Here is a 24,464-nt window from a genome sequence, read left to right as displayed (position 1 = left end):
TATGATATTAGCCGCAAGTACATTAGGAACAATAACAGTAACAGTAGTAGCTTTTTTAATTATTACTTTATTATTAGTAGCATTATTGTTATTTGTTAAACAAAAATTATCTCCATCGGGTCCAGTAAAGATCACGATTAATGGAGAAAAAGAAATTGAAGTTGCTTCAGGTGGTAGTTTACTATCTACTTTAGGAAGTAATAAAATATTCTTACCATCTGCATGTGGTGGAGGTGGAACATGTATTCAATGTGAGTGTCACGTATTAGAAGGTGGAGGTGAAGCTTTACCAACTGAAACACCTCACTTTACAAGAAAAGAATTAAAGCACGGTGCCCGTTTAGCATGTCAAGTTAAAGTAAAACAAGACATGAATATTACCATTCCTGAAGAGGTTTTTGGTATTAAGAAATGGGAAGCTACCGTAGTGCGTAATTATAACGTAGCATCTTTTATTAAGGAGTTTGTTGTTGAAATCCCAGAAGATATGGGTTACAAAGCGGGTGGATATATTCAAATTGAAATTCCTCCATGTGAAGTAAAGTATTCAGATATGGATATTACAGCGCACCCTGAAGAACATGATACTCCCGACAAATTTCAAGCTGAATGGGATAAGTTCCAATTATGGCCATTGGTAATGAAAAATACCGAAACCATAGAAAGAGCTTACTCAATGGCTTCGTATCCTGCGGAAGGACGTGAGGTTATGTTAAACGTTCGTGTGGCTTGTCCACCTTGGGATCGTTCTAAAAACGGATGGATGGATGTAAACCCAGGTATTGCATCATCATACATATTTAATCAAAAACCAGGAGATAAAGTTACTATTTCAGGACCTTACGGTGAATTCTTTATCAACGAATCAGAAGCTGAAATGCTTTACGTTGGTGGTGGAGCAGGTATGGCGCCAATGCGTTCACACTTATATCACCTATTCAGAACCTTGAAAACAGGTAGAAAAGTAACCTATTGGTACGGAGGTCGTTCTAAACGTGAATTATTCTATTTAGATCATTTCCTTAAATTAGAGAAAGATTTCCCTAACTTTAAGTTCTACTTAGCATTATCTGAGCCTATGCCAGAGGATAACTGGAAGGTTAAAGGGGATATTGATTCTCCAGGTGACGGTTTTGTTGGATTTATCCACAACTGTGTTATCGATAATTATTTAAGTAAACACGAGTCTCCAGAAGATATTGAATTGTATTTCTGTGGACCACCATTAATGAACAAAGCAGTTCAAAAAATGGGTGAAGATTATGGAATTCCAGATGAACACATTCGATTTGACGACTTTGGTGGATAGAATTTTTGCGAAGGCAGGAATCTCTTAACCGGAGGAACTAAACATAAGAAAAAAACCAGTACAAACATGTACTGGTTTTTTTATTCGCATATTTAGGCAATTTGTGAATAGTTCTTTTTCTTTTCAAATTCAAAAAGTTTCGTGTAATCCAGGATGTTGGGAATATTATCAAGGGTGCATAAATAGGTGATGACTGCAGAAAGACCTTTAAATAAAACATCTTTATCCGTTGGGTTCTTGGGTTTCTTGTTTTTGTGATGTAGTGGTAATTCGTAACCACAAGCTTCTAGGAAAGTAGCTTCTATATGTAACAATTCAGAAGGTGTGTAGCCATTAAACTTACGCCCGAATGCTTGGTGTACATTTCCTAAATAATTCAATTGTAAAGCACCATGATGGTCAGTGAGGTGTTTCCAACTATCCGTATTGTCTAAAATGTTTCCAACAGCACATTGTTTGCAACATTCTGGGTGTAATTCATTAGTATGAAAGGCCTTGTAAAGTTTTCTTATAGCGGCATCTAATCTTACGGAAGTCTTCATAACTGAGATATTTTATTCCTAAGTTAATAAAAACACAGCACTTTTCCTATGAAAATTAGAAAACCAATCCGATAACAAATTGAAACATAAGGATTAATAAGCCTGCCGAAATTAGATTGATAAAAATACCAACTCGAGCCATTTGTCCCACTTTAATATAACCACTTGCAAATACAATGGCATTTGGCGGTGTTGCCATAGGAAGCATAAAAGCACAACTACTAGCGATGGTAACGGGTATTAAAAGATGAAGTATCGGAATATCTAACCCTATGGCTATTCCTGCAACTACAGGTGCTAAAACAGCGGTTAAAGCCACATTACTCATCAGTTCGGTCATGAAAAGCATCAAAGTGATTAAAAGGGCTGCAGTTAATAGTACGCTAATGTTACTACTTGAAATTTCAGCAGCAATAATGTCTACAATACCACTTGTATTCATACCATTTGCCAACGCTAAACCACCACCAAACAGAATTAAAATGCCCCAAGCTAATTTTTGAGTATCACTCCATTGTAAAATGAAATCTCCTTCTTTTAAATTAAAAGGAATTACAAATAAGGCCAAAGCTCCAAAAATACTAATCATGGTATCTGATAAGTCTAAATTTGGAATTAAGGAGTTGATCAAGCTTCGAAAAATCCAAAGAAATACTACCACACTAAAAACGCTTAAAACTTGTTTTTCTTTAGGTGAAATACGACCTAATTTGGTAAGTTCTAAATCAATCACTTCTTTTGAAGCATTAAATTTTAATCCTTTATTAGGAAAAAAGCCTTTCACCAAAATAAAGTAAATAATGGTTATTAATACTATTGAAAACGGCAAACCTATAAGCATCCATTTGAAAAACGAAATTTCGATGTTGTATTCATTCTCTAGTAAGCCAATTAATATAGAGTTTGGTGGCGTGCCAATTACCGTTGCAATACCCCCAGCATTCGCAGAAAATGCAATACCTAACATCACACTAATAGCGAAATTTTGGTCGCTTTTTGTATAACCATCGGCATCATCAATAAGTAAATTTATAACAGACATCGCTATAGGAAGCATGAAAACAGTGCAAGCAGTATTACTAATCCACATGCTCATAAAGCCGGTGGCAATCATGAACCCGAGAACCACTTTGTTGGGTGTAGTACCTGTTTTTTTTATAATGTTTAGAGCGATTCGTTTATGAAGGTTCACTTTTTCGAGTGCTAAAGCCAAGACAAAGCCACCAAAGAATAGAAATACTATAGGACTGCCATAATTGGCGCCAACAGCTTCAATAGGCATTATTTTGAAAAGCGGAAATAGCAATAAAGGTAATAAGGCAGTAACCGAAATGGAAACCGTTTCCGTAATCCACCAACAAACCATCCATAAGGCTGTTGCAATAACGGTGTCTGCATTGGGTGATATAATATCGAAAGGTAAAAATTGAACAATGGTGAATAGAATAGGACCTAAGAACAGACCTATTTTTTTTGAATATGAATGATTTTTCATGAAAGTGCTCGGTTAATACTATGAATCACCGTGTAGTTGCTAGGGTTAGTTAGTGAATTTAAAGTTAAACATTTTTTAATTTTGGCATAGGTAAAATTTTAATATATTTTTGTACTATGAGTAAAGCACTTTCAGAGCAAGAATTACATAATTTAGCCATGAATCACGTTGGAAAAGACTTGGAGGAACGTGGTTTTGAATTTATAGCAATTAATAGCAAGCTAAAAAAGCATCCGCAATTTGTTTGTATGGATAAAAACAAGCAATATTATTTCGTAATTGTACGCGCTGTTATTTTGCCCGACAACCCGAATAATTATGATGTGGTTTGGATGGAAGCCTTTAAAAAACATGCCAGAGATAAAGATGCCAAGGTGCTGTATGCGGGGGTTGGTATAGGTAATATTGCAGGCGAAAAAGAGCCTATTTATTTAAATCAAGATTACTTGCTAGAGTATAATGGGATACAAGTTTTAGAAACTAATTTGAATTAGCGGCCTTCACATGAAAATAATATACAATGTAGTTCTGTTTTTACTAATGTTTTCGTGTAAACAGGATCCTATAAATACCAGACTTTCAGGGCCTGTTTTTGGGACTAGCTATTCCATCATTTATAATTCTGAAACTAATTATCAAGCTGAAATAGATAGTTTGTTTTATGTGATAAATAAATCGATGTCTACCTATCAGATGAATTCTGATATTTCTAAACTGAATCGAAGCGAAGAAGGTATAGTGGATGCCCATTTTATAAAAGTTTTTGAAGCTTCAAAAGCAGTATATGAACAAACAAACGGTATTTTCGACCCCACTATTGGTGCTGTTGTAAATGCATGGGATTTTGGTCCGGAAGGTAAAATTGTCAACCTAGATAGTTTGAAAATTGATAGTTTAATGGTGTCGGTTGGTTTAAATAAAATCAAGTTACAAGGTGATAAAATCACCAAACCAGAGCAAACTTTTATCGATTTTAATGCCATTGCCAAAGGCTATGGTGTTGATGTTATTGCTATGTTCTTAGATAGTAAAAACATAAAGAACTATTTAGTAGAAATAGGAGGGGAGATACGTGCTAAAGGACAGAATAGTGAAAAGCAGTCCTCTTGGAAAATTGGAATTGAAATGCCTCATTTTGATGGCGAACAATCTATTTTAAAAGCGATTGAAGTTAAAGATGAAGCCATGGCTACTTCAGGTACGTATAGAAAGTTTAAAGTAGATGCCAATGGTAACCGTTACGCACATATTATAGATACAAAAACGGGTTACCCAAGCAAAACTAATTTGTTAAGCATATCGGTTATTGCCAAAGATTGCATGATTGCCGATGCCTATGCGACCGCCTTTAAAGCCATGGGTATGGAGAAGGTGAAATATTTTTTAATAACGCACCCGGAACTTAAGGCGTTTCTTATTTTTGAAAATGATAAAAAGGAATTGGAAACCGTGTCTTTAAACGGGTTTCCAGAGTTGTAGATTATTTATAGACCATGGGAATAAGTTCCCCTTTGGCTAAACAGTATTTTGTGATATCGGCGTCTGAAAGATTTGTGGTATAATCAACTTCTTCCACTTTAAAACCAATGCTTCTTAGTTTGTCAAAATAATCACGACCATAAACACGTACATGATCGTACTGTCCAAATATTTTTGCGCGTTCTTTTTTGTCGGTTATCGAATTGTCTTCAAAGGTTTTCGCTCTAGTTAAATCTTGTGGAATTTGAAAAACACCCATGCCTCCAACGCTCATCACTCGGTATAATTCTTGCATCGCTTTAGTATCGTCTGGAATGTGTTCTAATACATGATTGCAAAGTATCACATCATAGCTATTATCTTTAAACGGCAGGTTGCAAATATCTGCTTTAACATCTGCAATAGGCGATAGTAAATCGGTGGTTGTGTAATCTAAGTTTTTTAGTGTTCTAAAACGTTTTAAAAAACATTGTTCTGGTGCAAAATGAAGCACTTTTTTTTCAGCTGAAAAAAAGTTTGTTTCATTTTTTAAGTAAAGCCAAAGCAAGCGGTGACGTTCTAAACTTAAAGTGGAAGGTGATAATACGTTGTTGCGTTGTTTGCCATAGCCGTAAGGTAAAAAACTTTTAAAACTTCGCCCATCAATAGGGTCTGTGAATTTGTTTCCTTTTAGAATGAAAGCTAAAACAGGGCGAATAACATAGCTAAACCTTATAAGTAAGGGTCTAGGAATGATGTTCAATATTATTTTAAAAAGTTTTTTCAAAAGTGATTAGGCTTCAGTTTCTATTGGTGTACTAATTAAGTTCGCAATACCATCCCAAAGCGCAATACGATGCAATAAAGATTCTTTCGCGACTTGTAATGTTTCTTCCCATTTTGTAGCGTCATCACCACATAACTCTTCCATCATTTTTAATGAAAGTGGGCCATGTTCATCGCCATCCAATTCAATATGCCTTTTTAAATAATAGGTTAGTTTGCTGTATGACTGGTCTTGTGTTTTTGACTGATTTATAATTTGAAAAAACATGTCAGGAATAACATCTTCGCGTCCAAAAGTAAATGCCGATGCAATAAGATGTGGTTTATTCGTTGCTATTACATTAAAGGTAAACTGAATAAATCGAGATGTTTCAGAATTTAAATGAACTTTTAAAGCAGCATCACGTATAGAGGTTCCTTTTTTGATTAAACTGATAAATGCTTCTATTTGATTCGTGTTCGCGTGTATTTGTTGCATAGCATCTAAATACATGTCGAAATGGCTATTGGGTTCACCCAATTCATTCACATCACTTTCTTCACCCAACACAATTTCATTAATAAAACGTGCTGTTGAAGGATTTGCAACCGGTACCCATGGTAGGGTGGTGGTGGTTAAATGATTTTGTAGTGCTTTTAAGAGCGACATAAAATCCCAAACAGCAAAAACATGCTGCTCCATAAAGATTTTAATATCGTTTATAGAATTTAAGGCACTGTATAATTTATGATTATTAAGTTGAGTTCTTAAAGTCTCAAGCTCCTTTTCAATAAAAGTGATTTGTTTCATGAGGCTATAAAACGAATGCTTTTTGTCTGAATTCGTCTTCTTCGTTTGAGGTTATTCCAAGTGCTTCGTAAATATAGGCGAAGGTTGAAAGTAGCTCTGGTTTTCCATCAACAATTGCAACATCATGCTCAAAATGGGCAGATGGTTTATTATCTAAAGTTGTAATAGTCCAGCCATCATTATGTTGTATAATGCGGTGTGTTCCCATATTGATCATGGGTTCAATGGCAACGACCATACCTTCTACAAATTTTTTCCCGCGTCCGCGTTTACCGTAATTTGGCATTTCAGGATCTTCGTGCATTTTTGCGCCTAATCCATGACCTACCAATTCTCTAACAACACCATAGCCCTGATCTTCACAGTGTTTTTGGATGGCATAACCAACATCACCCACACGATTATTCGCTTTAAACTCGCGAATACCAACGTATAACGATTCTTTGGTAATTTGAAGTAATTTTTCTGTTTCAGGAGCAATGGCTCCAACAGCAAAGGTATAGGCGTGATCACCATAAAAACCGTTTTTTAAAGCGCCACAATCTATTGAAATAATATCACCTTCTACCAAAGGCGTGTTATTTGGAATACCGTGCACCACTTGGGTGTTCGGACTCATACACAGGGTGTTTGGAAAATCATACAATCCTAAAAAACCAGGAATGGCTCCGTGGTCTCTAATACAGGTTTCTGCAATTTTATCGAGCTCTAAAGTGGTAACGCCAGGTTTAATGGCTTTAGCAACTTCTCCTAAAGTTTTGGATACGATTAAAGCACTTTCGCGCATTAATTCTATTTCTTCTCTTGTTTTTACTACAATCATACTTATAAAATAATGGCAAAGATACTTAAAATGTAAGTATTAGCTTTTTTTGTGTGAACTGGTTTTTTGAATTTATTTAAAGAAATCAAAAAAGCCTTTCTTTTTTTCTATTTGTGGTGGTTTGGTATTGGTAAGCATTTGATAAATTTCACCCCAACCTAAAAAGCCACCAATATTACGGTCGTCTATAAAAAAGTCGGCATGAATTTTTCGGCTCATGTCGTCGCTATAAACTTCTTCAGCAAAACTTTTATTTACTGCGTAAAAATGCACGCCGTTTGCTTCGCAAAAACGAACGGCTTCGTCTAATTTTACGCCACTTCTGTAAGTCCATAAAATAAGACGATGCCCTTCTTCTTGAAGTTTTTTCAATGTTTCAAAGGCAAATATCATTGGTTTTCCTATCTGAGGATAGGCGTCTTCAACAATAGTACCATCAAAATCGACTGCAATAATTAAGTTTTCTGTAAATTTCATTTAAAAATTTAAGACTTGGGTTTATGTGAAATATACATTTATTTATATGTTGAACATCTTAAACTAATGGATGTCTCGTCATGGCTTTAGGTTGTTCTACTCCAATTAGTTTTAAAATGGTAGGAGCCACGTCGCCTAAAACACCATCGTTAATAGATTTTAAGTCGTTATCAATTAAAATAACAGGCACAGGGTTGGTGGTATGTGCTGTGTTTGGTGAGCCGTCTGGGTTAATCATGGTTTCACAATTACCGTGGTCTGCAATAAGTATCGTAGTGTAGTTGTTTTCAAGTGCAGACGTAATTACGTTCTTAACACATTCATCTACAACTTCACAAGCTTTAATGGCTGCTTCCATCACACCAGTATGCCCAACCATATCACCATTAGCAAAGTTTAAACATACAAAGTCTACTTCGCCTTTTTGTAATTCCGGAATCAGGGCATCACGTAATTCGTAAGCACTCATTTCTGGTTGTAGATCGTAAGTTGCTACTTTTGGTGAGTTGCGTAGAATACGAGATTCACCATTAAAAGGCTCTTCACGACCACCAGAGAAAAAGAAAGTAACGTGTGGGTATTTTTCAGTTTCTGCTATTCTGATTTGTTTTTTGTTGTATTTTTCTAAAACTTCACCTAAGGTTTCAGTTAAATTATCTTTATTAAAAATAACGTTTACGTTTTTGTACGTATCGTCATAGTTTGTAAGCGTTACATAGTGCAAGTTTAATTTATGCATGTTTTGCTCATGAAAATCGGTTTGCGATAAAGCTTCGGTTAATTCACGACCACGGTCTGTTCTAAAGTTAAAAAAGACAATAACATCGCCATCTTTAATTTTAGCAACTGGATTTCCAGCGTTGTCAGCCATGATTATAGGCTTGATAAACTCATCGGTAATGTCGTTTTCGTAATTGTTCTGAACCGTTTTAGTAACGTTAGTCGATTTCTCTCCCACACTATTTACTAAACCATCATAAGCCAATTTAACGCGTTCCCAACGTTTATCTCTATCCATAGCATAGTAACGACCGGTTACTGTTGCTAATTTGGTGTTTGTGTTCTCTATATGATTTTCTAAAGCGGTTAAAAAACCGAAACCAGATTTTGGGTCTACATCACGACCATCCGTAAAGGCATGTACGTAAGTGTTTTTAAGTCCGAAATCGTTGGCAGCATCAATTAAACCGAATAAATGATTGATGTGTGAGTGTACGCCACCATCACTTAATAAACCTAAAAAGTGAACATCTTTATTGTTGGTTTTAGCATAACTGAAGGCATCAACTAAAACCTTCTCAGTATTTAAAGTTTTGTTTTCAACAGCTAAATTTACTTTCACTAAATCTTGATATACAATTCTACCAGCTCCCAAATTCATGTGGCCAACTTCACTGTTTCCCATTTGTCCTTCTGGTAAACCTACATGTAACCCATCGGTTCTTAAAGTGGCAAAAGGGTATTTTTTATATAAAGAATCTATAAAAGGAGTATTTGCATGATCGATAGCGGAAACCTTCGGGTCTGGAGAATTTCCCCACCCATCAAGTATCATTAAGATGACTTTTTTATTCATTTTTTTTAACATTTTTAACAGATTTCAAAGATACTGAAGTTTGACAAAATAAGGTTGGAAACTAGCCGAAAAACCGCTGTAAGTATCGATTTTTAAAAGAAATCTAATAAATAGTGAATCCGTTAAATATATATGAATTAAATGTTAAAAATCTGTTATTAACCATTTTATGTGTAACAAATTTGAGGTTTTGTCGTCTCTTTAGTATATCAAAAAACGAATCATTAATCAAAATCAAAATCTTTCATCATGAAAAAAACAATCATTTTTTCTGCAATCGCATTATGTGCCTCTTTAGGAACAATTCATGCAAAAACAGCTCGTTTTAACGTTGAAAATTCTAACGTAGTAAAAGTATTCAAAGTCAATTCATTTTGTGTTTCAATTGCCAAGGGCGATATTGAAACCGTAAAAAAACTATTATCATTAGGTGAAGATGTCAATCAAAGATCTAACGGTATGACGCCAGTAATGTACGCTGCAAAGTATAACAGAACTGAAATTTTAGAACTTTTAATAGCTAAAGGAGCTAATTTGAAAACGAAATCGGATAAAAAAATGACGGCAGCCGACTATGCAAAATTGCACGGGGCTATCGATGCTCATGCTATTATTGAGCAAGCATTATCGAAAAAATAATTTGTTCTGTATAATTATTTTGAGTTAGTCACTCTTAAAAACCCTGATATTCAGGGTTTTTTTTATGTCTATAAATGAAGCTTATGTAAATTTTTATGCATCATAAAATGAATGCCAACGTCTTTTATCATAAACGGTTTACCTGTAGTTTGATACCCTATTTTTTTGTAAAAATGCGTAGCGTGTTCGCGAGCATTACACCATATAGTTTTAATATGTTTTTCTTTAAGAAAGGTTTCTCCGTGGTTTAAAAGCAGTTTGCCTAAACCAAGGCCTTGGTAGTCGTTTAGAATTGCCATACCTCTAAGTTGGTATTGAGCCAATTCACTTATTAACTGGTTGTTGTTTTTAAAAAAAGAACAAATTCCGACTAGTTTGGTTTCGTGATAAATTCCTAAATGATAAGTAGTAGTTAGATCATCTCCATCGAAAACACAAGATTCTATTGGTTTTCCAGTACGTAAAACGGGGTGTCTTACTATATATGTATCGGTAGCAGCTATATGTTTTATGGTGTAATTCAAAATTATTTTTATTGAAGGATCTATTCAAACTTAAACAAAATTATTTTTCGGTGTATTGAACATTTCTAATTTATTTATCTTCACGGAAAAAAAAGTAATGTCTTTTAAATTCAAAATTATTGAAAAGGATGCGTTGTTGACTGTTGTCCCTTTGGTTGAAAAATTAAATGATTATAAAGTGCCTGCAGATGTTTTAGAAGCACGTTTTAAGGAAATGGCAACTCAAAATTATGAATGTGCGGTTATTTATGACGATAAAACCTTAATTGGCGTGTGTGGTTTGTGGTTTTGTACGCGACATTATTCAGGAAAAAGTGTAGAAGTAGACCATGTTTATATAGATGATGCTTATAGAGGAAAAGGTTTGGGAAAAGAATTTTTTAGATGGATTTATAATTATGTAAAGCTAAAAGATTGTGAATCAGTCGAATTGAATACCTATGTGAGCAACTTCGCATCGCATAAATTTTACTACAATGAAGACTTTAAAATTTTAGGCTATCATTTTTTAAAAAAGCTGTGATTTTTGTTGCAAACTTAGAATCTGTTTTTATATATTTGCGCCAGAAATGCGAGAGTAGCTCAGTTGGTAGAGCGTCAGCCTTCCAAGCTGAATGTCGCCGGTTCGAACCCGGTCTCTCGCTCTAAAAAGCTTCATAGAAATATGAAGCTTTTTTTTATTTTAAATGGTTTAGTTCGGTGTTCGTTTTTACTTCGTAAGGCGCTTTCTTATATTCAAAAATACGAGCATCCAAAGTTCCTTTAAGAATAATAGAATCGCCTTTTACTTGTAACCAGCTGCCTTCACGCAAACCAATAACCGGTGGCGTATTGTAGTAATGAAACTCTTTAATTCTAGTTTCCCTGGTTTCTCCCATATGTGTACTACCAGTATCAGGATCTAAATAATGTGGATTGATATTGAAAGGAACAAGCGCGAGAGCATTGAAACTTGATGGATATACGATGGGCATATCGTTCGTAGTTTTAATGGTGAGGCCGCAAATATTACTTCCAGCACTAGTGCCTAAATAAGGCGTGCCGTTTTTTATAGTAGTTTGTAGTGTTTCAATAAGGTTATTTCTATATAATTGATTGGTGAGCACAAAGGTGTTACCGCCGCCAACAAAAATAGCTTCCGCATTCTTAATGGCTTCTTTAGGGTTTTCGAATTCGTGAATACCTTTTACGGTTTTGTTAATTTTCGCAAAAGCATCAACGGCCTTTTTGGTGTAGTCTTCATGGGAAATTCCGCCGGGGCGAGCATAAGGAATAAACAAAATGCTAGAGGCATTTTTAAAAAAAACAGTTAATTCATCTAAAATATACTCTAAATAGCCACTTCCATGAATGGTTGATGTGCTGGCAATAATTAAATTTTTCATTCCTTTAGTTTATGGTGTGAAATTAATCAATTGGATGTTTTAACAAAAGTTTAAATCCGTTTTTCATTTTATTTAAGAGTTTGTAGACGTTCTTTATGGCGCCAAACCAAAAATATGTCAATTTTTAAAGGGAGTATAAGTGTCTTCTTAATTTTCTTTTGCCAATCGATGTTTTCACAAAGCATAGAGATTTCGGGAAAAGTAAATAGCAAAGTAGATGCGGAAAACATTCATGTTATTAACAAAACAGCACAGGTTTTTACGATTACCAATACTAAAGGTGAATTTAAAATTTGGGTAAGTTTAAATGATACGCTAAGTTTTTCGTCCATACAGCACCAACCAAAACTGGTGGTTGTAGATAAAAATATGATGCTGTTTAAAGCCATCCGGGTTACTTTGGATGAGCAAATTAATGAATTAGATGAAGTGTTAATAGGTAGGGTTCTTACCGGTAATTTGCTTTCAGATATCAGGAATATTAAAGGGGATGCGCCTATTAATTTTTACGATGTTGGCATTCCTGGGTTTACAGGAAAACCGGCAACACAAAGTGAACGTCGCTTGAGTGAAGCCTCAAGTTTTAGCCCAAAAGCTGGCGGTTCGTTGGGGGGTGTAGGTGGTTCAGTGTCGGCAACGGCTATTATAAATGCCATTTCGGGACGTACAAAAATGCTAAGAGCCCGCGTTGAACTGGAAGAATCTGAAACCTTAATGCAAAGTATAAAAGGCCGGTTAGCTAAAGATTTTTTTACTTCAAACCCAATGGACGATGATTTGCAAATGGATTTCTTCTATTTCTGTGCAGATGATGAAAATTTTATAAAGTATTGTAAAAATGAAACCGATTTTAAAATCCTAATTTTCTTAAGGCATAAATACAAACAGTACCTGGAAAATTTGAAACCCATTGAGCCTTAAATTTTTTTGGAATACTTTTTGAAACAACCATTCTAAAATAATTACTTTAGCAAACAAATACTTAAATACCTTATATGAAACGGCTACTAATACTCTGCGTATTACCTCTTTTGGCATTTACTGCCATCCATAAGTATTATATAAGTGTGACTCAAATAGATTATTTGCAAGAGAAACAATCGGTTCAAATAACCTCCAGAATTTTTATTGACGATTTTGAAAAATTATTACGCGAACGTTACGATGATAATATCACCTTAGCGGGCAAAAAGGAACTAAGCAGCGTCGATATGTATGTGGAGCGCTACTTAAAGGAAAAAATAAAAATAAAAATAAATAATAAAGAGGTTAACCTGAACTTTATAGGTAAGGAATATGATGTCGATCTTGTTAAATGCTATCTAGAAATTGAAGGTGTAAAAAAAATTGAATCATTCGAAATTAGCAACCAAGTACTTTTCGATTTGTTTGGTGAACAACAGAACATTATTAAAACAAAAATTAATTCTCAACAAAAAAGTGTAATCCTCATACCTGAAAATAATAGTACAGTGTTAAAGTTCTTTTAAAAAAACGTTAATTATTTTATTATTCTTTATGTTTTTATGTTTTTTGTAACAATAAAATAATTATAATTGCAAAAAGCTGTTATTTTTTTAACGCATAAATATTTATAATGATAAAATTCAAGTATTATTTTTTGTCAATATGTTTTATATCGACATCGCTGTTTTCTCAAGACCAAGAAAAACAAGATCGTAAACCAGGCCATACCAATACCAATAAATTTAGGCAGTTGTACAACGAGTTTTCAACACCTAATATGTATCGTGCTGCTTCTGGAGCTCCAGGTTCTGCTTATTACCAGCAGCAAGCAGATTATAAAATGGATATTGTTTTAGATGATAAAAACACTAAACTTTCTGGTTTTGAAACTATTACTTATTCTAATAATTCCCCAGACGATTTAAAATATTTATGGGTGCAATTAGATCAAAATAGACGCGCTAAAGATTCTCAAAGTCCTTTAATAGAAGAAAGTAGCATCCCGCAAGTACAGCGTCCAGATGCGTTTGTTAAAGAGTATTTAAGCGATCCGTTTGATGGAGGTTTCAATATTCAAGAAGTAAAGGATGCAAGTGGGAATGCACTTAAGCATACCATACATAGAACGATGATGCGTGTTGAATTACCAAAAATATTGAAAGCGGGCGAAAAAGTGTCCTTTTCAATTAAATGGTGGTACAATGTTAACGACCATATTAAAGATAGAGCACGTTCTGGTTACGAATTTTTCGAAAAAGATAATAACAGAGCCTATGTCATAGCGCAGTTTTTTCCTAGAATGGCTGTTTATAATGATGTGGAAGGCTGGCAAAATTCACAATTTTGGGGTCGTGACGAGTTTGCGCTTCCATTTGGTAATTATGAAGTAAGTATTACAGTACCTGCAGACCATATTTTAGATGGAACAGGGGAGTTGACCAATAGAAAAGATGTGTTTTCTAAAACGATGATGGATCGTTACGAACAAGCAAAAAAATCATATACAAACCCTGTTGTTATTGTAACACAGGCGGAAGCCGAAGCAGCAGAAAAAAGTTTTTCTGATAAAACAAAAACGTGGAAGCTAAAAGCTGAAAACGTGCGTGATTTTGCTTTTGCAACTTCAAGAAAATTTATTTGGGACATGATGGCTGTTAAAGTAGGTGGTAGAGATATCATGGCAGTTTCTATGTATCCAAAAGAAGGAAACCCGCTTTGGGAAGAATGGTCTACTAGAGCTGTTGCCAGTACTTTAGAGTCGTATTCTAAAATGACTTTCGATTATCCTTACCACAAAGCGATCTCGGTACACGCTAAAAATCAAGGTATGGAATACCCTATGATTTGTTGGAACTATGGGCGTCCTGCCGAAGATGGTACCTATAGCGACCGTGTTAAGTATGGTATGATGGGTGTTATTATTCATGAAGTAGGGCATAACTTTTTCCCTATGATTGTAAATAGTGACGAGCGTCAATGGACTTGGATGGACGAAGGTTTAAACACCTTTTTACAATATGTAGCAGAACAAGAATTTGGAGAAAAATATCCTTCAGCTTTATCACCAGATGATAAAACATTCCCTTCAGATCGTGGTCCTGCGCGTATGATTGTACCATATATGGGAGGCAATCAAGATTTTATTGCGCCTATTATGAGTAAAGGTCTTAATGTATATCAGTTTGGAAATAATGCTTACGGTAAACCAGCAACGGCACTAAATATTCTTAGAGAGACCGTTATGGGGCGTGAGTTGTTCGATTATGCCTTTAAAGAATATTCACACCGTTGGATGTTTAAGCACCCAACACCAGAAGACTTTTTTAGAACCATGGAAGATGCCTCGGCATTCGATCTAGATTGGTTTTGGAGAGGTTGGTTCTATACTACCGACTGGGTAGATATGGGTGTGAAAGAAGTTAAAAAATACTATGTATCTTCAGAACCGAACCAGTACATAAAAGATTATTTAGAGAAGAATAATAGAAAAGAGAGAGATTTAATGCCATTGGTTTATATGGTTGCAGAAGACAGCGGAGATTTTAAAGAAAAAATGAAAACGGGCTCGCTTTTAGATAACTCTAAATCACTTAAGGAGTATTTAATGGATAATTTCACAGAAGCTGAACGTCAAAACATTAAATCACCTAAGTATTTCTATAACATTACATTTAATAAGCCAGGAGGCCTTGTAATGCCCCTAATTGTTAAATACAGCTATGCAGATGGAACTTCTAAAATGGAAACCTATCCTGCCGAAATATGGCGCTTAAATGATAACGAAGTTTCTAAAGCCATTGCTTCAGAAAAAGAGATTGTAAGCATTGAAATTGACCCGAACTTAGAAACTGCCGATATAGACACTTCTAATAATTCTTGGCCACAAAAAGAGGTTAAATCAGAATTTGATAGCTTTAAGGAACAAGCTAAAGGATAAGTAATTTTAAAAAAGCCAACTAATTAAGTTGGCTTTTTTATTTTTTTTAACGTCGCAATTTTTAAAAGTAATCAAACAACTTACTATATTTGCATCGTGATACTACAACCTACATTTTTATTTATTAGTGGTGCAGAAATAGCCTTCGTGTTATTTATTGTCATCATGGTTTTTGGTGCAGATAAAGTACCGGAAATTGCGCGTAATTTAGGCAAAGGCATGCGTACCCTTAAAGATGCTACCAACGATATTAAGCACGAAATAACCAAAAGTGCCGATAAAAATGGCATCGACACCAGTATTGTGTCCGATGTTAAAAAGCAGTTGGATAGTGTAAAAGACGATTTAGGCGACTTCACAGGCTCCGTTAAGAGAAAGCTATAGGAAATCTATTTTTGTTAGGGCGTTACCACAAGGGTCGGGCTTTACGTTACAAGTCCTCGCTCGTGCCTCGCTGTGGGCTTTCCACTGCAATCCCTAACGCAGCGCATTAGCTAAGTATAAGCAATACCATAAAGCAAGTGTCTTTAGGCTACAATTTTCTACTAATAGTCAACCCATCTCTAATAGGTAATAAAACGGTCTCAATTCTGGGGTCTTCTTTTAAAAGGGTATTATAATCTAAAACCGCTTTTGTTGAAGCATCTTTGGGATCTAGAGGTTCTACCACTTTTCCATGCCAAAGTACATTGTCTGATAAGATAATGCCGCCTGGGTTTAATTTCTCTATAATTAAATGAAAGTAATTAACGTAGTTAGGCTTATCAGCATCAATAAAAATCAAATCGAAGGTTTTATCGAGCTTCGGGATCATATCAATGGCATTCCCTAAATGTTGATGAATTTGGTGTCCGTATTCCGATTTATCGAAATATTTACGTTGAAAGTCAAACAGTTCTTCATTTACATCAATGGTGTGTAATTCGCCATCTTTTTGCAAACCTTCTGCTAAACATAAAGAAGCATAACCCGTAAAAGTACCTAGTTCTAAAACCATTTTAGGGTTTTTAAGTTTAGAAATCATGCTTAAAACGCGCCCTTGGTATGGGCCACTAAGCATTATGGGTTGTAAAATTTTTTGGTACGTTTCACGTGTCAATTGCTGCAGCAAATCGGGTTCCATTTCAGAATGTGCAACGACATACTCATCAAGTAATTCGGGTAAAAAATGCATTAAGATAAAATTCTATTAATTAACTTTTGTTTGGCCAGTTCATCATCACCACAAAGCCATTGTATCACGTTGTCTTGCCAAATGGCATCGCGCTGCGCTTCTGTTACAATGTTTTGTTCCATGGCCAAATCTAGTATTTTTCCGGGATATGACGATTGTTTCTCGCTTTCCATTTCACCTAACGGGTAAGGGTCGTCTAAGCCCATTAAAACCTGTTTAAACCCTTGATTTTTAATTAGTAATTGTAAACCTCCAGTATCGTGAACCAGCGTGTCAAAGAAAATGTTTTTGTGCCCTACCGCTTTTCTAGGGTGGTGTTTGCCTTCAAATAAATCGGGTCTACCATCAAAACCTTGAATACGTCTTCCTAAATTTATTTGAGCCAATTGGCCGCCATGTGCGAAACAGGTACGCATATTCGGGTATTTTTCTTGGTACCCATTCAATGTTAAAAAATGATAGGCATCGGCGCATTGGGCAAGCATCCAAATAAGATGGAATCGCCACGATGTATTTTCAAGTTTTATAAACTTCTCACCATCGTAAGGGTGAATTTCAACCGCTAAATTATATTTGTTTGCCAATTCAAAAATAGGCTCGTTTTCTTCATCAAAAATACAACGCCACGTGCCAATGGTATCCATATAATGCGTTGGTAAGCAAAGTAGTTGCATACCGTGGCTTTCTACACAACGCTCTATTTCCCAACAGGCACCGCGAACAAAACCTGGATGCACTACAAAACCACAGGTAAATTTACTTGGGTTCTCCTTTTGGATGCGTGCATTAAAATCATTTTGAAAATGCAACGCTTGTTTCATTTCTTCCACTCGCAGTCCGTTACCATAAAGTTGCGAGAGGTTTAAAACCACGGCATGGTCTATCTTGTAGCGCTCCATCCATTCCAGTTTTTCATCTAGAAAGAAACTTGAATCGGTTACAGGGCGACTCCAATCTTTTTGAAGCATGAATTTACGATCTTTATCTACCCAAAAAATACCTTTTTCACGCATGAAATCTGGAATTTCTTCTGGATATGGGAGTAAATGCGAGTGACCATTAATACGAAGTTTGCGTGTCATAAATTGGGTTTAAGCTTTTTTTGGTGGCTCCATTACGAAGGTGCATTTGGTGCAAGTACGCTTTTCTTCATTACTATAAAACTTGTCAAATATTTTAGGCATATCAGTTTCAATATTGTCTAATTTGAATTTCTTTCTGTAAAGTAAATTGTTGCATTTTTCGCAGTACCATTCTAAAGCATCCTTCATTTTTTTAGAACGAGGGTATTCAATAACTAACCCAACGGTATTGGCAACGCGTTGTGGTGAGTGTGGTACTTTTGCTGGCAATAAGTAAATATCACCTTCTTTGATGTGGATATCTTTTGGAATGCCCTTGTCTATTATTTTTAACACCATGTCTCCTTCAACTTGATAGAAAAATTCGGGTGTTTCATTATAATGATAATCTTTTCTATTGTTAGGTCCACCAACAACCATCACAATAAATTCACCATCTTGCCAAACCACTTTGTTACCAACAGGGGGTTTTAATAAATGGCGGTTTTCCTCTATCCAAGCTTTAAAATTTAAAGGTGAAACTAGTTTACTCATAATGTATGCCCCTATTAATCTCCGGTGAAGGAGAAACTCAAAATGGGGTGTTTGAGTTTTTTTGATTATATAATTTGATATGTATAAATATAATACAATTCAGTTGATTTCTTTGTGTTTGTAACGTTAAGGATTGGGTTACAGACTTTTTGTACGCCCACCATCAACAGGAAGGTTAATGCCGTTAATATAACTAGCGCAATCGCTAGCCAAAAATGTAATAACGTTGGCTGTTTCTTCAGGTTGTGCAAATCGTTTTGCTGGACAGTAGTTTTTCATTATTTCTGTCATGGCTTCAATTGTAGTGCCTTCATGAGTTGCTTTAATTTTAACAATTTCAGCTAATCGTTCGGTGTCTGTAAAGCCCGGTAATACGTTATTCACGGTGATACCAAAAGCACCCACTTCAATGGATAAAGTTTTACTCCAGTTTCCAACGGCACCTCTAATGGTGTTGCTTACTCCAAGACCAGGAATAGGCTCTTTAACCGATGTTGAAATTACGTTAATAATGCGTCCAAAACCTTCTTTTTTCATAAACGGAATGGTAGCCTGGGCCAAAACGTGGTTGCACTTTAAATGCATGGTAAACGCATTATCGAATTCGTCTAAACTAGCCGATAGAATGTCGCCACTTCTAGGACCTCCCGTATTATTTACTAAAATATGAAACCCTTTATTTTTGTCAATGTGTTTAATAATTTGTTCTTGTAATTCTCTGGGGTTAGAAAAATCGGCAACAATGTAACTGTGGTTTTCGCTATTTGGTAGTTCAGCTAAAACTTGTTTTAATTTATCTCTATTTCTGGCAACGAGCGTAACGTTTACCCCTTCATGCGCCAAAGCGATTGCGGTTGCTTTTCCAATACCTTGTGTGCTTCCACAAACTAATGCGTTTTTGTTGTTTAGGTTTAAATTCATTTTTTTTATTTTTTATTAGTCTTTTAGCCAGTCTCGATTAAAGGTGTTTACTCTTATTCTTTCTTCCTTTAAAATATTAGAGTATACGATTACAGGAATTAGGAAAAAGCTAGCTATTGCTAAGGTTGAATATAGTCCACCATGTCTAAGGAGAAACATTGGTATGTAATATATTAAAATCGGAGTTCCTATAATTAGTATTAGGCTAGCGATAATTAAAGCCGTTTTAGATTCTTTTGCGTATAATTCATTTACTTTAAAATTACTGTTAAGGTTGCAGTTTTTACAGTTTAAAGTTTTTATTTCACCGTCATACATTGCTAATTCAACTCTTGTATTATAATTAGAACTGAAATTTATTTCATGTTTGCAATTAGAATAAGTAGCAAATAACTTCATAGGTGTCTTAATATAAATTGGGGTTTTGTTACTTAGGTATGTTTTTATTCTTTTTTTAATATTTTATACAAACGTTCTTAGCCTCGGTGAAAAAACGTAAGGCTTCAAAACCGCCTTCTCTACCTACACCAGATGCTTTAATGCCTCCAAAAGGTGTGCGCAAATCGCGGAGCATCCACGTGTTTACCCAAATAATACCAGCTTGTAGTTGGTTAGTTAAGCGCATGGTGCGTTTTAAGTTAGAAGTCCAAAGAGTAGCCGATAAACCATATCTAACAGCATTCGCCATGTGTAAAACCTCGTTTTCTGTGTTAAAAGGCATGATGGTTACCACGGGACCAAAGACTTCTTCTTGGTTTATTTTGCAATCGTTCGTACTTATTTCTATAACTGTTGGTTCTAAATAATAACCACCTTCGTAATCTTTAATAATTACTTGGTTGCCGCCACACAAAATGTTACCGTTTTCTTTTTTAGCGATATCAATATAGTTTAAAACTTTTTCTAAATGTTGTTTTGATACCAAAGCTCCTAGTTGTGTTGCTTCACTTGACGGGTGTCCTACTTTGAGTTGGTTTACTTTAGCTATAAAATCTGTTTTAAATTTTTTGTAAATAGATGCTTCTACAAAAATGCGACTTCCGCACAAACAAATTTGTCCTTGGTTTGAAAACGATGCGCGAACCGTTGTTTCTAACATGCCCTTATAATCGCAATCGGCAAAAATGATATTTGGGTTTTTTCCGCCAAGTTCTAAAGATAACTTTTTAAACATGGGAGCCGCAATTTTGGCAATATGCGCGCCCGTTTTTGTGCCTCCAGTAAAGGAAATAGCTTTGATGTAAGGGTGTTCTACAATGGCTTGACCTGTTATTTTTCCCAAACCATGCACTATGTTTAAAACTCCTTTAGGTAAGCCTGCTTCATTACATATGTTTCCTAAAAGAAAGGCGGTTATGGGGGTGATTTCGCTGGGTTTGGCAACAACGCAGTTACCTGCGGCAATAGCTGGCGCAATTTTCCAGGTGAATAAATAAAGTGGTAAATTCCATGGTGAAATACAGCCTACGATGCCTATAGGTTGGCGTAGTGTGTAATTAATGGCGTCTTGACCAACACTTTCATGGCTTTCGCTGGCAAATTGTGTGATGGCGTTACCAAAAAAGCGGAAGTTACTCGCCGCTCTAGGTATATCAATCGCTTTGGCTAAACTAACGGGTTTACCATTGTCTTTACTTTCGGCTTCTGCGAATTGTTGTATGTTGGCTTCTAGTAATTCGGATATTTTAATTAGAATTCTGCTACGTTCATCTAAAGTCGTTTTAGACCAACTAGGAAATGCCAATTCTGCTGCCTGATACGCCCTTTCTACATCGTCTTTTGATGAGTTGGGTATTTGCCCGTAAATCTCACCATTGGCAGGACAATAGTTGTCTAACCATTCGTTATTGGAAGGGTTTTCAAATTGACCGTTTATGTAGTTTTGGATGGTATGCATTATATTTTTTTATAAGCCATAACCTTAATTTCAACAACCAAATCGGGATGCGGCAATTGGTGAACCGCTACGGTGGTTCGCGTTGGGCCTGTTTCTTTATTGAAAAAATCGGCATAGACTTTATTATAGCCTGCAAAATCGTTCATGTTTACTAAAAAGGTGGTTACATCTACCACATCGTTTAGAGTGGCTCCTTCATTCGCTAGTTTTTTTTGAATGTTTAGCAACACTTCGCGGGTTTGGGTTTCTATGTTAAGGTGTTTGGTTCCCATGTCGTCAATAACATCTACGCCTGCAATGGTGTTGTCTGGTCGGCGTGAGCTGGTGCCAGAAACAAAAATAAAATCGCCTGCTCGTTTTGTGTGTGGGTATGCACCTCGTGGTGTTACATTTTTACTCATAGTGTTCCTTTTTTAGCCTGTTCTTCGTTTTTTCGGGGTAATGCCCAAATTATATTAGGATAAACCAGCAATTCTATCGTCTTCTAGAATGGCTTCGGTGGCTTTTTTTATTTTTTCTAAACAGATTTCTAAATCGCCATTTACGTCCAATTCATGATCGGTTAGCATATTTAAAATGGCTTTGTCTTGAGCACGACCACGTAACATGGCTTGTCGATATCCTATGTTTTCGTTGAAAGTTACTAATGAATATTTGGATGCGTACTCATTTGGAAACTGCTTTTCTAAAGCCATTTCCAAGTTACGCTTTTCTCTAAAAACGGCATGATTTACATGGCCTTTCATTTCGTGAAAGTTATCGATGGCTAAATCTGCAATGGCATCGGTGTCTTTTTTTCGTGCGGCTCCGTAGGTTTTGAAAATGGCTTCCCAGTCGTTATTATGGGTATCTAAAACCTTGTCGAATTCTACAACATCTTCAAAAGAAGCATTCATGCCTTGACCGTAAAACGGAACAATAGCATGCGCTGCATCTCCCATTAATAAGGTGTTGCCTTTATAATGCCAAGGGGAACATTTCACAGTACCAAGGGGTGATGTTGGGTTTTTTAGGAAGTCATCAACTAAATTTGGCATCAATTCTAAAGCGTCTTTAAAATAAGTACTGAAGAATTCTAAGATACGTTCTTTCGAGGTGAGGTTGCTGAAGTTGTATGCGCCATCGTTAAAACTTAAAAAGAGTGTTACCGTAAAACTGCCGTCTAAATTTGGGAGTGCAATAAGCATGAAAGCTTCACGACCCCATATGTGTAAGGCGTTTTTATAGGTTTTATAATCGCCGTTATCGTCAGGCAGAATACATAATTCTTTATAACCATGGGTTAAATAATCTTGTGAAAAACTAAACAAGAATTTTTTGCCTAAATAGTAACTTTTTCGCATCACCGAACCAGCACCATCGGTGGCGATAATAACATCGGCATCTTCTATAAACTCATTTTCACTTTCGTAGTCTTGAAATAAGGCAGTTGTTTTTTCGAAATCGACGGATTTGCATTTTTTATTGAAATAGATGTTGACGTTTTGGTGATTTTCAGCTTCATCTAATAATAGAGCGTTTAGTTGATCGCGCGAAATGGAGTTGATGTATTCCTCTTCGCGACCGCTATAAGGGGCGAAAATAGTATGGCCTTCTGTATCGTGAAGCATTCTGCCATTCATGGGAATACATAAAGCTTTTACTTTATCTTCAATACCAACTAATTTCATGGCCTTATTTCCTCGGTTTGAAAATGCCAGATTAATAGAGCGCCCAGAGTCTAAATTCACTTGGCGTAGGTCAGGACGTTTTTCGTAAACGGATACATTATAGCCGCGTTGTCCCAAGCGCAAGGCTAGGAGTGAACCACAAAGTCCGGCACCAATAATGAGTATGTTTTGTTGGTTATTCATTTAAAATAGTTTTCAATCGTTCTACTAAATAATAAATATCTTGAAAGGAATTATATAATGGAACAGGTGCACAACGAATCACATTGGGTTCGCGCCAATCGGAAATAATACCCGCTTCGGTTAGCTTATTGTGCAATGATTTGTTTGCGTTTTTCACGGCTATGGATAGTTGGCAACCACGTTCATTAGGGTTATTAGGTGTGATAATTCGAATAGAATCGTTTTCCAATTGTTTTAATAGAAACTCAAAATAGCCAGTAAGTTTTTTAGATTTATCAGTTAGTTTTTCAAAGCCAACTTCATTAAAAATAGCTAAGGATGCTTTAATGGCAGCCATAGCTAAAATAGGAGGGTTGCTAAGTTGCCAACCTTCGGCACCGGGTAATTGATCGAAGTCATCACGCATTTTAAAGCGCGTTTCTTTGTTATGGCTCCACCAGCCTGTAAACCGGTTGAGGTTTTTATTGTTGGCATGTCGTTCGTGCACAAAACAGCCAGCGATACTTCCTGGTCCGGAATTTAAATATTTATAAGTACACCACGCGGCAAAATCGGCTCCTGAATCGTGTAGATTTAATGCAACATTGCCAGTAGCATGTGCACAATCAAAACCGACCATGCACCCGTGTTTATGCCCGAGTTGTGTGATGTATTTTAAATCGAAATACTGGCCTGTGTAATAGTTAACGGCGCCAATTAGTACTAGAGCGATATCATTCCCTTGAGTTTCTAAAATGGCCTCTAAATCATCGTAATGAGCTAGTTCTTCGCCTTTACGGGCTTTCCAAAGAATTAATCCTTCTTTATCATCAAAGCCATGGTGGCGTAATTGTGATTCTACGGCATATTTATCCGATGGAAACGCATCCGCTTCAATTAAAATTTTATAGCGTTTTTTGGAAGGTTTGTAGAAAGACACCATCATAAAATGAAGGTTGGCAGTTAAGGTATTCATAACAACCACCTCCGAAGGTTGTGCTCCTACAACTTTTGCCATATCTTTGCCTAAAGGTTCATGGTAGTATAACCATGGGTTTTTTGCTTTAAAATGACCTTCAACACCCAAATTTGCCCAGTCTTCTAATTCTTGGTTTACATAGGCTTTTGTTTGTTTTGGTTGTAGCCCAAGTGAATTACCCGTCATGTAAATACAATCACTACCGTCGCTGTGCTTTGGTATATGAAATTGATTTCTGTATGTAGACAATACGTCTTTTTGATCTTGTTCTAAAGCGAAATCGAGACCTAGTTTATAGTTCGGCAAAGTGAGTTGATTTTCGGTTTACAACAAAAAT

Annotated in this window: 27 protein-coding genes and 1 tRNA gene; 10 read left to right on the top strand and 18 right to left on the bottom strand. The window is 35.8% G+C overall.

Annotated features, from left to right (window positions below; all coding sequences use genetic code 11):
* Nucleotide 1: 1 nt before the first annotated feature.
* Entirely contained in the window at nucleotides 2–1,309 is a 1,308-nt protein-coding gene (gene nqrF / locus Q5N74_RS06830; RefSeq protein WP_304388086.1) for an NADH:ubiquinone reductase (Na(+)-transporting) subunit F, read from the top strand.
* Nucleotides 1,310–1,401: 92 nt separating this feature from the next.
* On the opposite strand, the gene Q5N74_RS06825 is transcribed toward nqrF, so the two are convergent.
* Both Q5N74_RS06825 and Q5N74_RS06820 read right to left on the bottom strand, forming a co-directional pair.
* Entirely contained in the window at nucleotides 1,402–1,851 is a 450-nt protein-coding gene (locus tag Q5N74_RS06825) for a Na(+)-translocating NADH-quinone reductase subunit F (protein WP_304387992.1), read from the bottom strand.
* Nucleotides 1,852–1,906: 55 nt separating this feature from the next.
* Entirely contained in the window at nucleotides 1,907–3,346 is a 1,440-nt protein-coding gene (locus Q5N74_RS06820; protein WP_304387991.1) for a DASS family sodium-coupled anion symporter, read from the bottom strand.
* A 116-nt stretch (nucleotides 3,347–3,462) separates the two neighbouring features.
* Between Q5N74_RS06820 and Q5N74_RS06815 the strand changes: the two genes are divergently transcribed.
* Together Q5N74_RS06815 and Q5N74_RS06810 are read left to right on the top strand one after the other, a co-directional pair.
* The gene (locus Q5N74_RS06815; protein ID WP_304387990.1) at nucleotides 3,463–3,840 is read left to right on the top strand and encodes a Na(+)-translocating NADH-quinone reductase subunit F; all 378 of its coding nucleotides are present in this window, start codon (nucleotides 3,463–3,465) and stop codon (nucleotides 3,838–3,840) included.
* 10 nt (nucleotides 3,841–3,850) lie between these two features.
* Entirely contained in the window at nucleotides 3,851–4,825 is a 975-nt protein-coding gene (locus tag Q5N74_RS06810) for an FAD:protein FMN transferase (protein WP_304387989.1), read from the top strand.
* 1 nt (nucleotide 4,826) lies between these two features.
* On the opposite strand, the gene Q5N74_RS06805 is transcribed toward Q5N74_RS06810, so the two are convergent.
* From Q5N74_RS06805 to gpmI, 5 genes are all read right to left on the bottom strand, one after another.
* A complete protein-coding gene (locus Q5N74_RS06805; RefSeq protein ID WP_304387988.1) occupies nucleotides 4,827–5,591 on the bottom strand; it encodes a class I SAM-dependent methyltransferase in 765 nt (254 codons plus the stop codon).
* A 6-nt stretch (nucleotides 5,592–5,597) separates the two neighbouring features.
* The gene (locus Q5N74_RS06800) at nucleotides 5,598–6,380 is read right to left on the bottom strand and encodes a DUF3050 domain-containing protein (RefSeq protein ID WP_304387987.1); all 783 of its coding nucleotides are present in this window, start codon (nucleotides 6,378–6,380) and stop codon (nucleotides 5,598–5,600) included.
* Between the two features lie 4 nt (nucleotides 6,381–6,384).
* Entirely contained in the window at nucleotides 6,385–7,203 is an 819-nt protein-coding gene (gene map / locus Q5N74_RS06795; RefSeq protein WP_304387986.1) for a type I methionyl aminopeptidase, read from the bottom strand.
* A gap of 72 nt (nucleotides 7,204–7,275) precedes the next feature.
* On the bottom strand, nucleotides 7,276–7,680 hold the full coding sequence (locus Q5N74_RS06790) for a BT0820 family HAD-type phosphatase (RefSeq protein ID WP_304387985.1): 405 nt from the start codon (nucleotides 7,678–7,680) through the stop codon (nucleotides 7,276–7,278).
* Between the two features lie 58 nt (nucleotides 7,681–7,738).
* Nucleotides 7,739–9,256 carry a 2,3-bisphosphoglycerate-independent phosphoglycerate mutase gene (gene gpmI / locus Q5N74_RS06785; RefSeq protein ID WP_304387984.1) on the bottom strand — a complete coding sequence of 506 codons (1,518 nt, stop codon included), beginning with the start codon at nucleotides 9,254–9,256 and terminating at the stop codon, nucleotides 7,739–7,741.
* A 249-nt stretch (nucleotides 9,257–9,505) separates the two neighbouring features.
* Between gpmI and Q5N74_RS06780 the strand changes: the two genes are divergently transcribed.
* Nucleotides 9,506–9,895, top strand: a complete 390-nt coding sequence (locus Q5N74_RS06780; RefSeq protein WP_304387983.1) for an ankyrin repeat domain-containing protein — start codon at nucleotides 9,506–9,508, stop codon at nucleotides 9,893–9,895.
* A 68-nt stretch (nucleotides 9,896–9,963) separates the two neighbouring features.
* On the opposite strand, the gene Q5N74_RS06775 is transcribed toward Q5N74_RS06780, so the two are convergent.
* The gene (locus Q5N74_RS06775) at nucleotides 9,964–10,419 is read right to left on the bottom strand and encodes a GNAT family N-acetyltransferase (RefSeq protein ID WP_304387982.1); all 456 of its coding nucleotides are present in this window, start codon (nucleotides 10,417–10,419) and stop codon (nucleotides 9,964–9,966) included.
* A gap of 97 nt (nucleotides 10,420–10,516) precedes the next feature.
* Between Q5N74_RS06775 and Q5N74_RS06770 the strand changes: the two genes are divergently transcribed.
* Together Q5N74_RS06770 and Q5N74_RS06765 are read left to right on the top strand one after the other, a co-directional pair.
* Complete coding sequence (locus Q5N74_RS06770; protein ID WP_304387981.1) at nucleotides 10,517–10,942, top strand: GNAT family N-acetyltransferase; 426 nt, start codon at nucleotides 10,517–10,519, stop codon at nucleotides 10,940–10,942.
* A gap of 48 nt (nucleotides 10,943–10,990) precedes the next feature.
* Nucleotides 10,991–11,063: transfer RNA gene (locus Q5N74_RS06765), tRNA-Gly, on the top strand.
* Between the two features lie 33 nt (nucleotides 11,064–11,096).
* Here Q5N74_RS06765 and pepE read toward each other — a convergent pair.
* Entirely contained in the window at nucleotides 11,097–11,804 is a 708-nt protein-coding gene (gene pepE / locus Q5N74_RS06760; protein ID WP_304387980.1) for a dipeptidase PepE, read from the bottom strand.
* Between the two features lie 114 nt (nucleotides 11,805–11,918).
* On the opposite strand from pepE, the gene Q5N74_RS06755 reads away from it, so the two are divergent.
* The 4 genes from Q5N74_RS06755 (at nucleotide 11,919) to Q5N74_RS06740 (ending at nucleotide 16,092) form a co-directional block, all read left to right on the top strand.
* Nucleotides 11,919–12,725, top strand: coding sequence for a hypothetical protein (locus tag Q5N74_RS06755; RefSeq protein WP_304387979.1), 807 nt, complete (start codon nucleotides 11,919–11,921; stop codon nucleotides 12,723–12,725).
* A gap of 74 nt (nucleotides 12,726–12,799) precedes the next feature.
* Entirely contained in the window at nucleotides 12,800–13,294 is a 495-nt protein-coding gene (locus tag Q5N74_RS06750; protein WP_304387978.1) for a DUF6702 family protein, read from the top strand.
* Nucleotides 13,295–13,401: 107 nt separating this feature from the next.
* Nucleotides 13,402–15,708, top strand: a complete 2,307-nt coding sequence (locus Q5N74_RS06745) for a M1 family metallopeptidase (protein ID WP_304387977.1) — start codon at nucleotides 13,402–13,404, stop codon at nucleotides 15,706–15,708.
* 96 nt (nucleotides 15,709–15,804) lie between these two features.
* On the top strand, nucleotides 15,805–16,092 hold the full coding sequence (locus Q5N74_RS06740) for a twin-arginine translocase TatA/TatE family subunit (protein WP_304387976.1): 288 nt from the start codon (nucleotides 15,805–15,807) through the stop codon (nucleotides 16,090–16,092).
* 148 nt (nucleotides 16,093–16,240) lie between these two features.
* Here the strand turns inward: Q5N74_RS06740 and Q5N74_RS06735 are convergent, their stop codons facing one another.
* The 9 genes from Q5N74_RS06735 to kynU form a co-directional block, all read right to left on the bottom strand.
* Complete coding sequence (locus tag Q5N74_RS06735) at nucleotides 16,241–16,882, bottom strand: O-methyltransferase (protein ID WP_304387975.1); 642 nt, start codon at nucleotides 16,880–16,882, stop codon at nucleotides 16,241–16,243.
* Nucleotides 16,882–17,964: an amidohydrolase family protein gene (locus Q5N74_RS06730; RefSeq protein ID WP_304387974.1), complete on the bottom strand. Its 1,083-nt coding sequence runs from the start codon at nucleotides 17,962–17,964 to the stop codon at nucleotides 16,882–16,884. The genes Q5N74_RS06735 and Q5N74_RS06730 overlap by 1 nt, the downstream gene beginning before the upstream one ends.
* Nucleotides 17,965–17,973: 9 nt before the next feature.
* Nucleotides 17,974–18,498: a 3-hydroxyanthranilate 3,4-dioxygenase gene (locus tag Q5N74_RS06725; RefSeq protein ID WP_304387973.1), complete on the bottom strand. Its 525-nt coding sequence runs from the start codon at nucleotides 18,496–18,498 to the stop codon at nucleotides 17,974–17,976.
* A gap of 138 nt (nucleotides 18,499–18,636) precedes the next feature.
* The gene (locus Q5N74_RS06720; protein ID WP_304387972.1) at nucleotides 18,637–19,419 is read right to left on the bottom strand and encodes an SDR family oxidoreductase; all 783 of its coding nucleotides are present in this window, start codon (nucleotides 19,417–19,419) and stop codon (nucleotides 18,637–18,639) included.
* Nucleotides 19,420–19,434: 15 nt separating this feature from the next.
* The gene (locus Q5N74_RS06715; protein WP_304387971.1) at nucleotides 19,435–19,818 is read right to left on the bottom strand and encodes a hypothetical protein; all 384 of its coding nucleotides are present in this window, start codon (nucleotides 19,816–19,818) and stop codon (nucleotides 19,435–19,437) included.
* A gap of 55 nt (nucleotides 19,819–19,873) precedes the next feature.
* Entirely contained in the window at nucleotides 19,874–21,316 is a 1,443-nt protein-coding gene (locus Q5N74_RS06710; protein ID WP_304387970.1) for an aldehyde dehydrogenase, read from the bottom strand.
* Entirely contained in the window at nucleotides 21,316–21,717 is a 402-nt protein-coding gene (locus tag Q5N74_RS06705) for a RidA family protein (RefSeq protein WP_304387968.1), read from the bottom strand. The genes Q5N74_RS06710 and Q5N74_RS06705 overlap by 1 nt, the downstream gene beginning before the upstream one ends.
* A 54-nt stretch (nucleotides 21,718–21,771) precedes the next feature.
* Nucleotides 21,772–23,169: an NAD(P)/FAD-dependent oxidoreductase gene (locus Q5N74_RS06700; RefSeq protein ID WP_304387967.1), complete on the bottom strand. Its 1,398-nt coding sequence runs from the start codon at nucleotides 23,167–23,169 to the stop codon at nucleotides 21,772–21,774.
* Nucleotides 23,162–24,433, bottom strand: coding sequence for a kynureninase (kynU, locus tag Q5N74_RS06695; protein ID WP_304387966.1), 1,272 nt, complete (start codon nucleotides 24,431–24,433; stop codon nucleotides 23,162–23,164). The genes Q5N74_RS06700 and kynU overlap by 8 nt, the downstream gene beginning before the upstream one ends.
* Between the last annotated feature and the right edge of the window lie 31 nt (nucleotides 24,434–24,464).

Origin of the sequence: Mariniflexile sp. AS56, from assembly GCF_030552475.1 — a bacterium.
In the GTDB taxonomy this organism is placed as follows: Bacteria; Bacteroidota; Bacteroidia; order Flavobacteriales; family Flavobacteriaceae; genus Mariniflexile.
The sequence above is the reverse complement of the archived record's forward strand: the minus strand, read 5'-3'. Positions and strand labels throughout refer to the sequence as shown.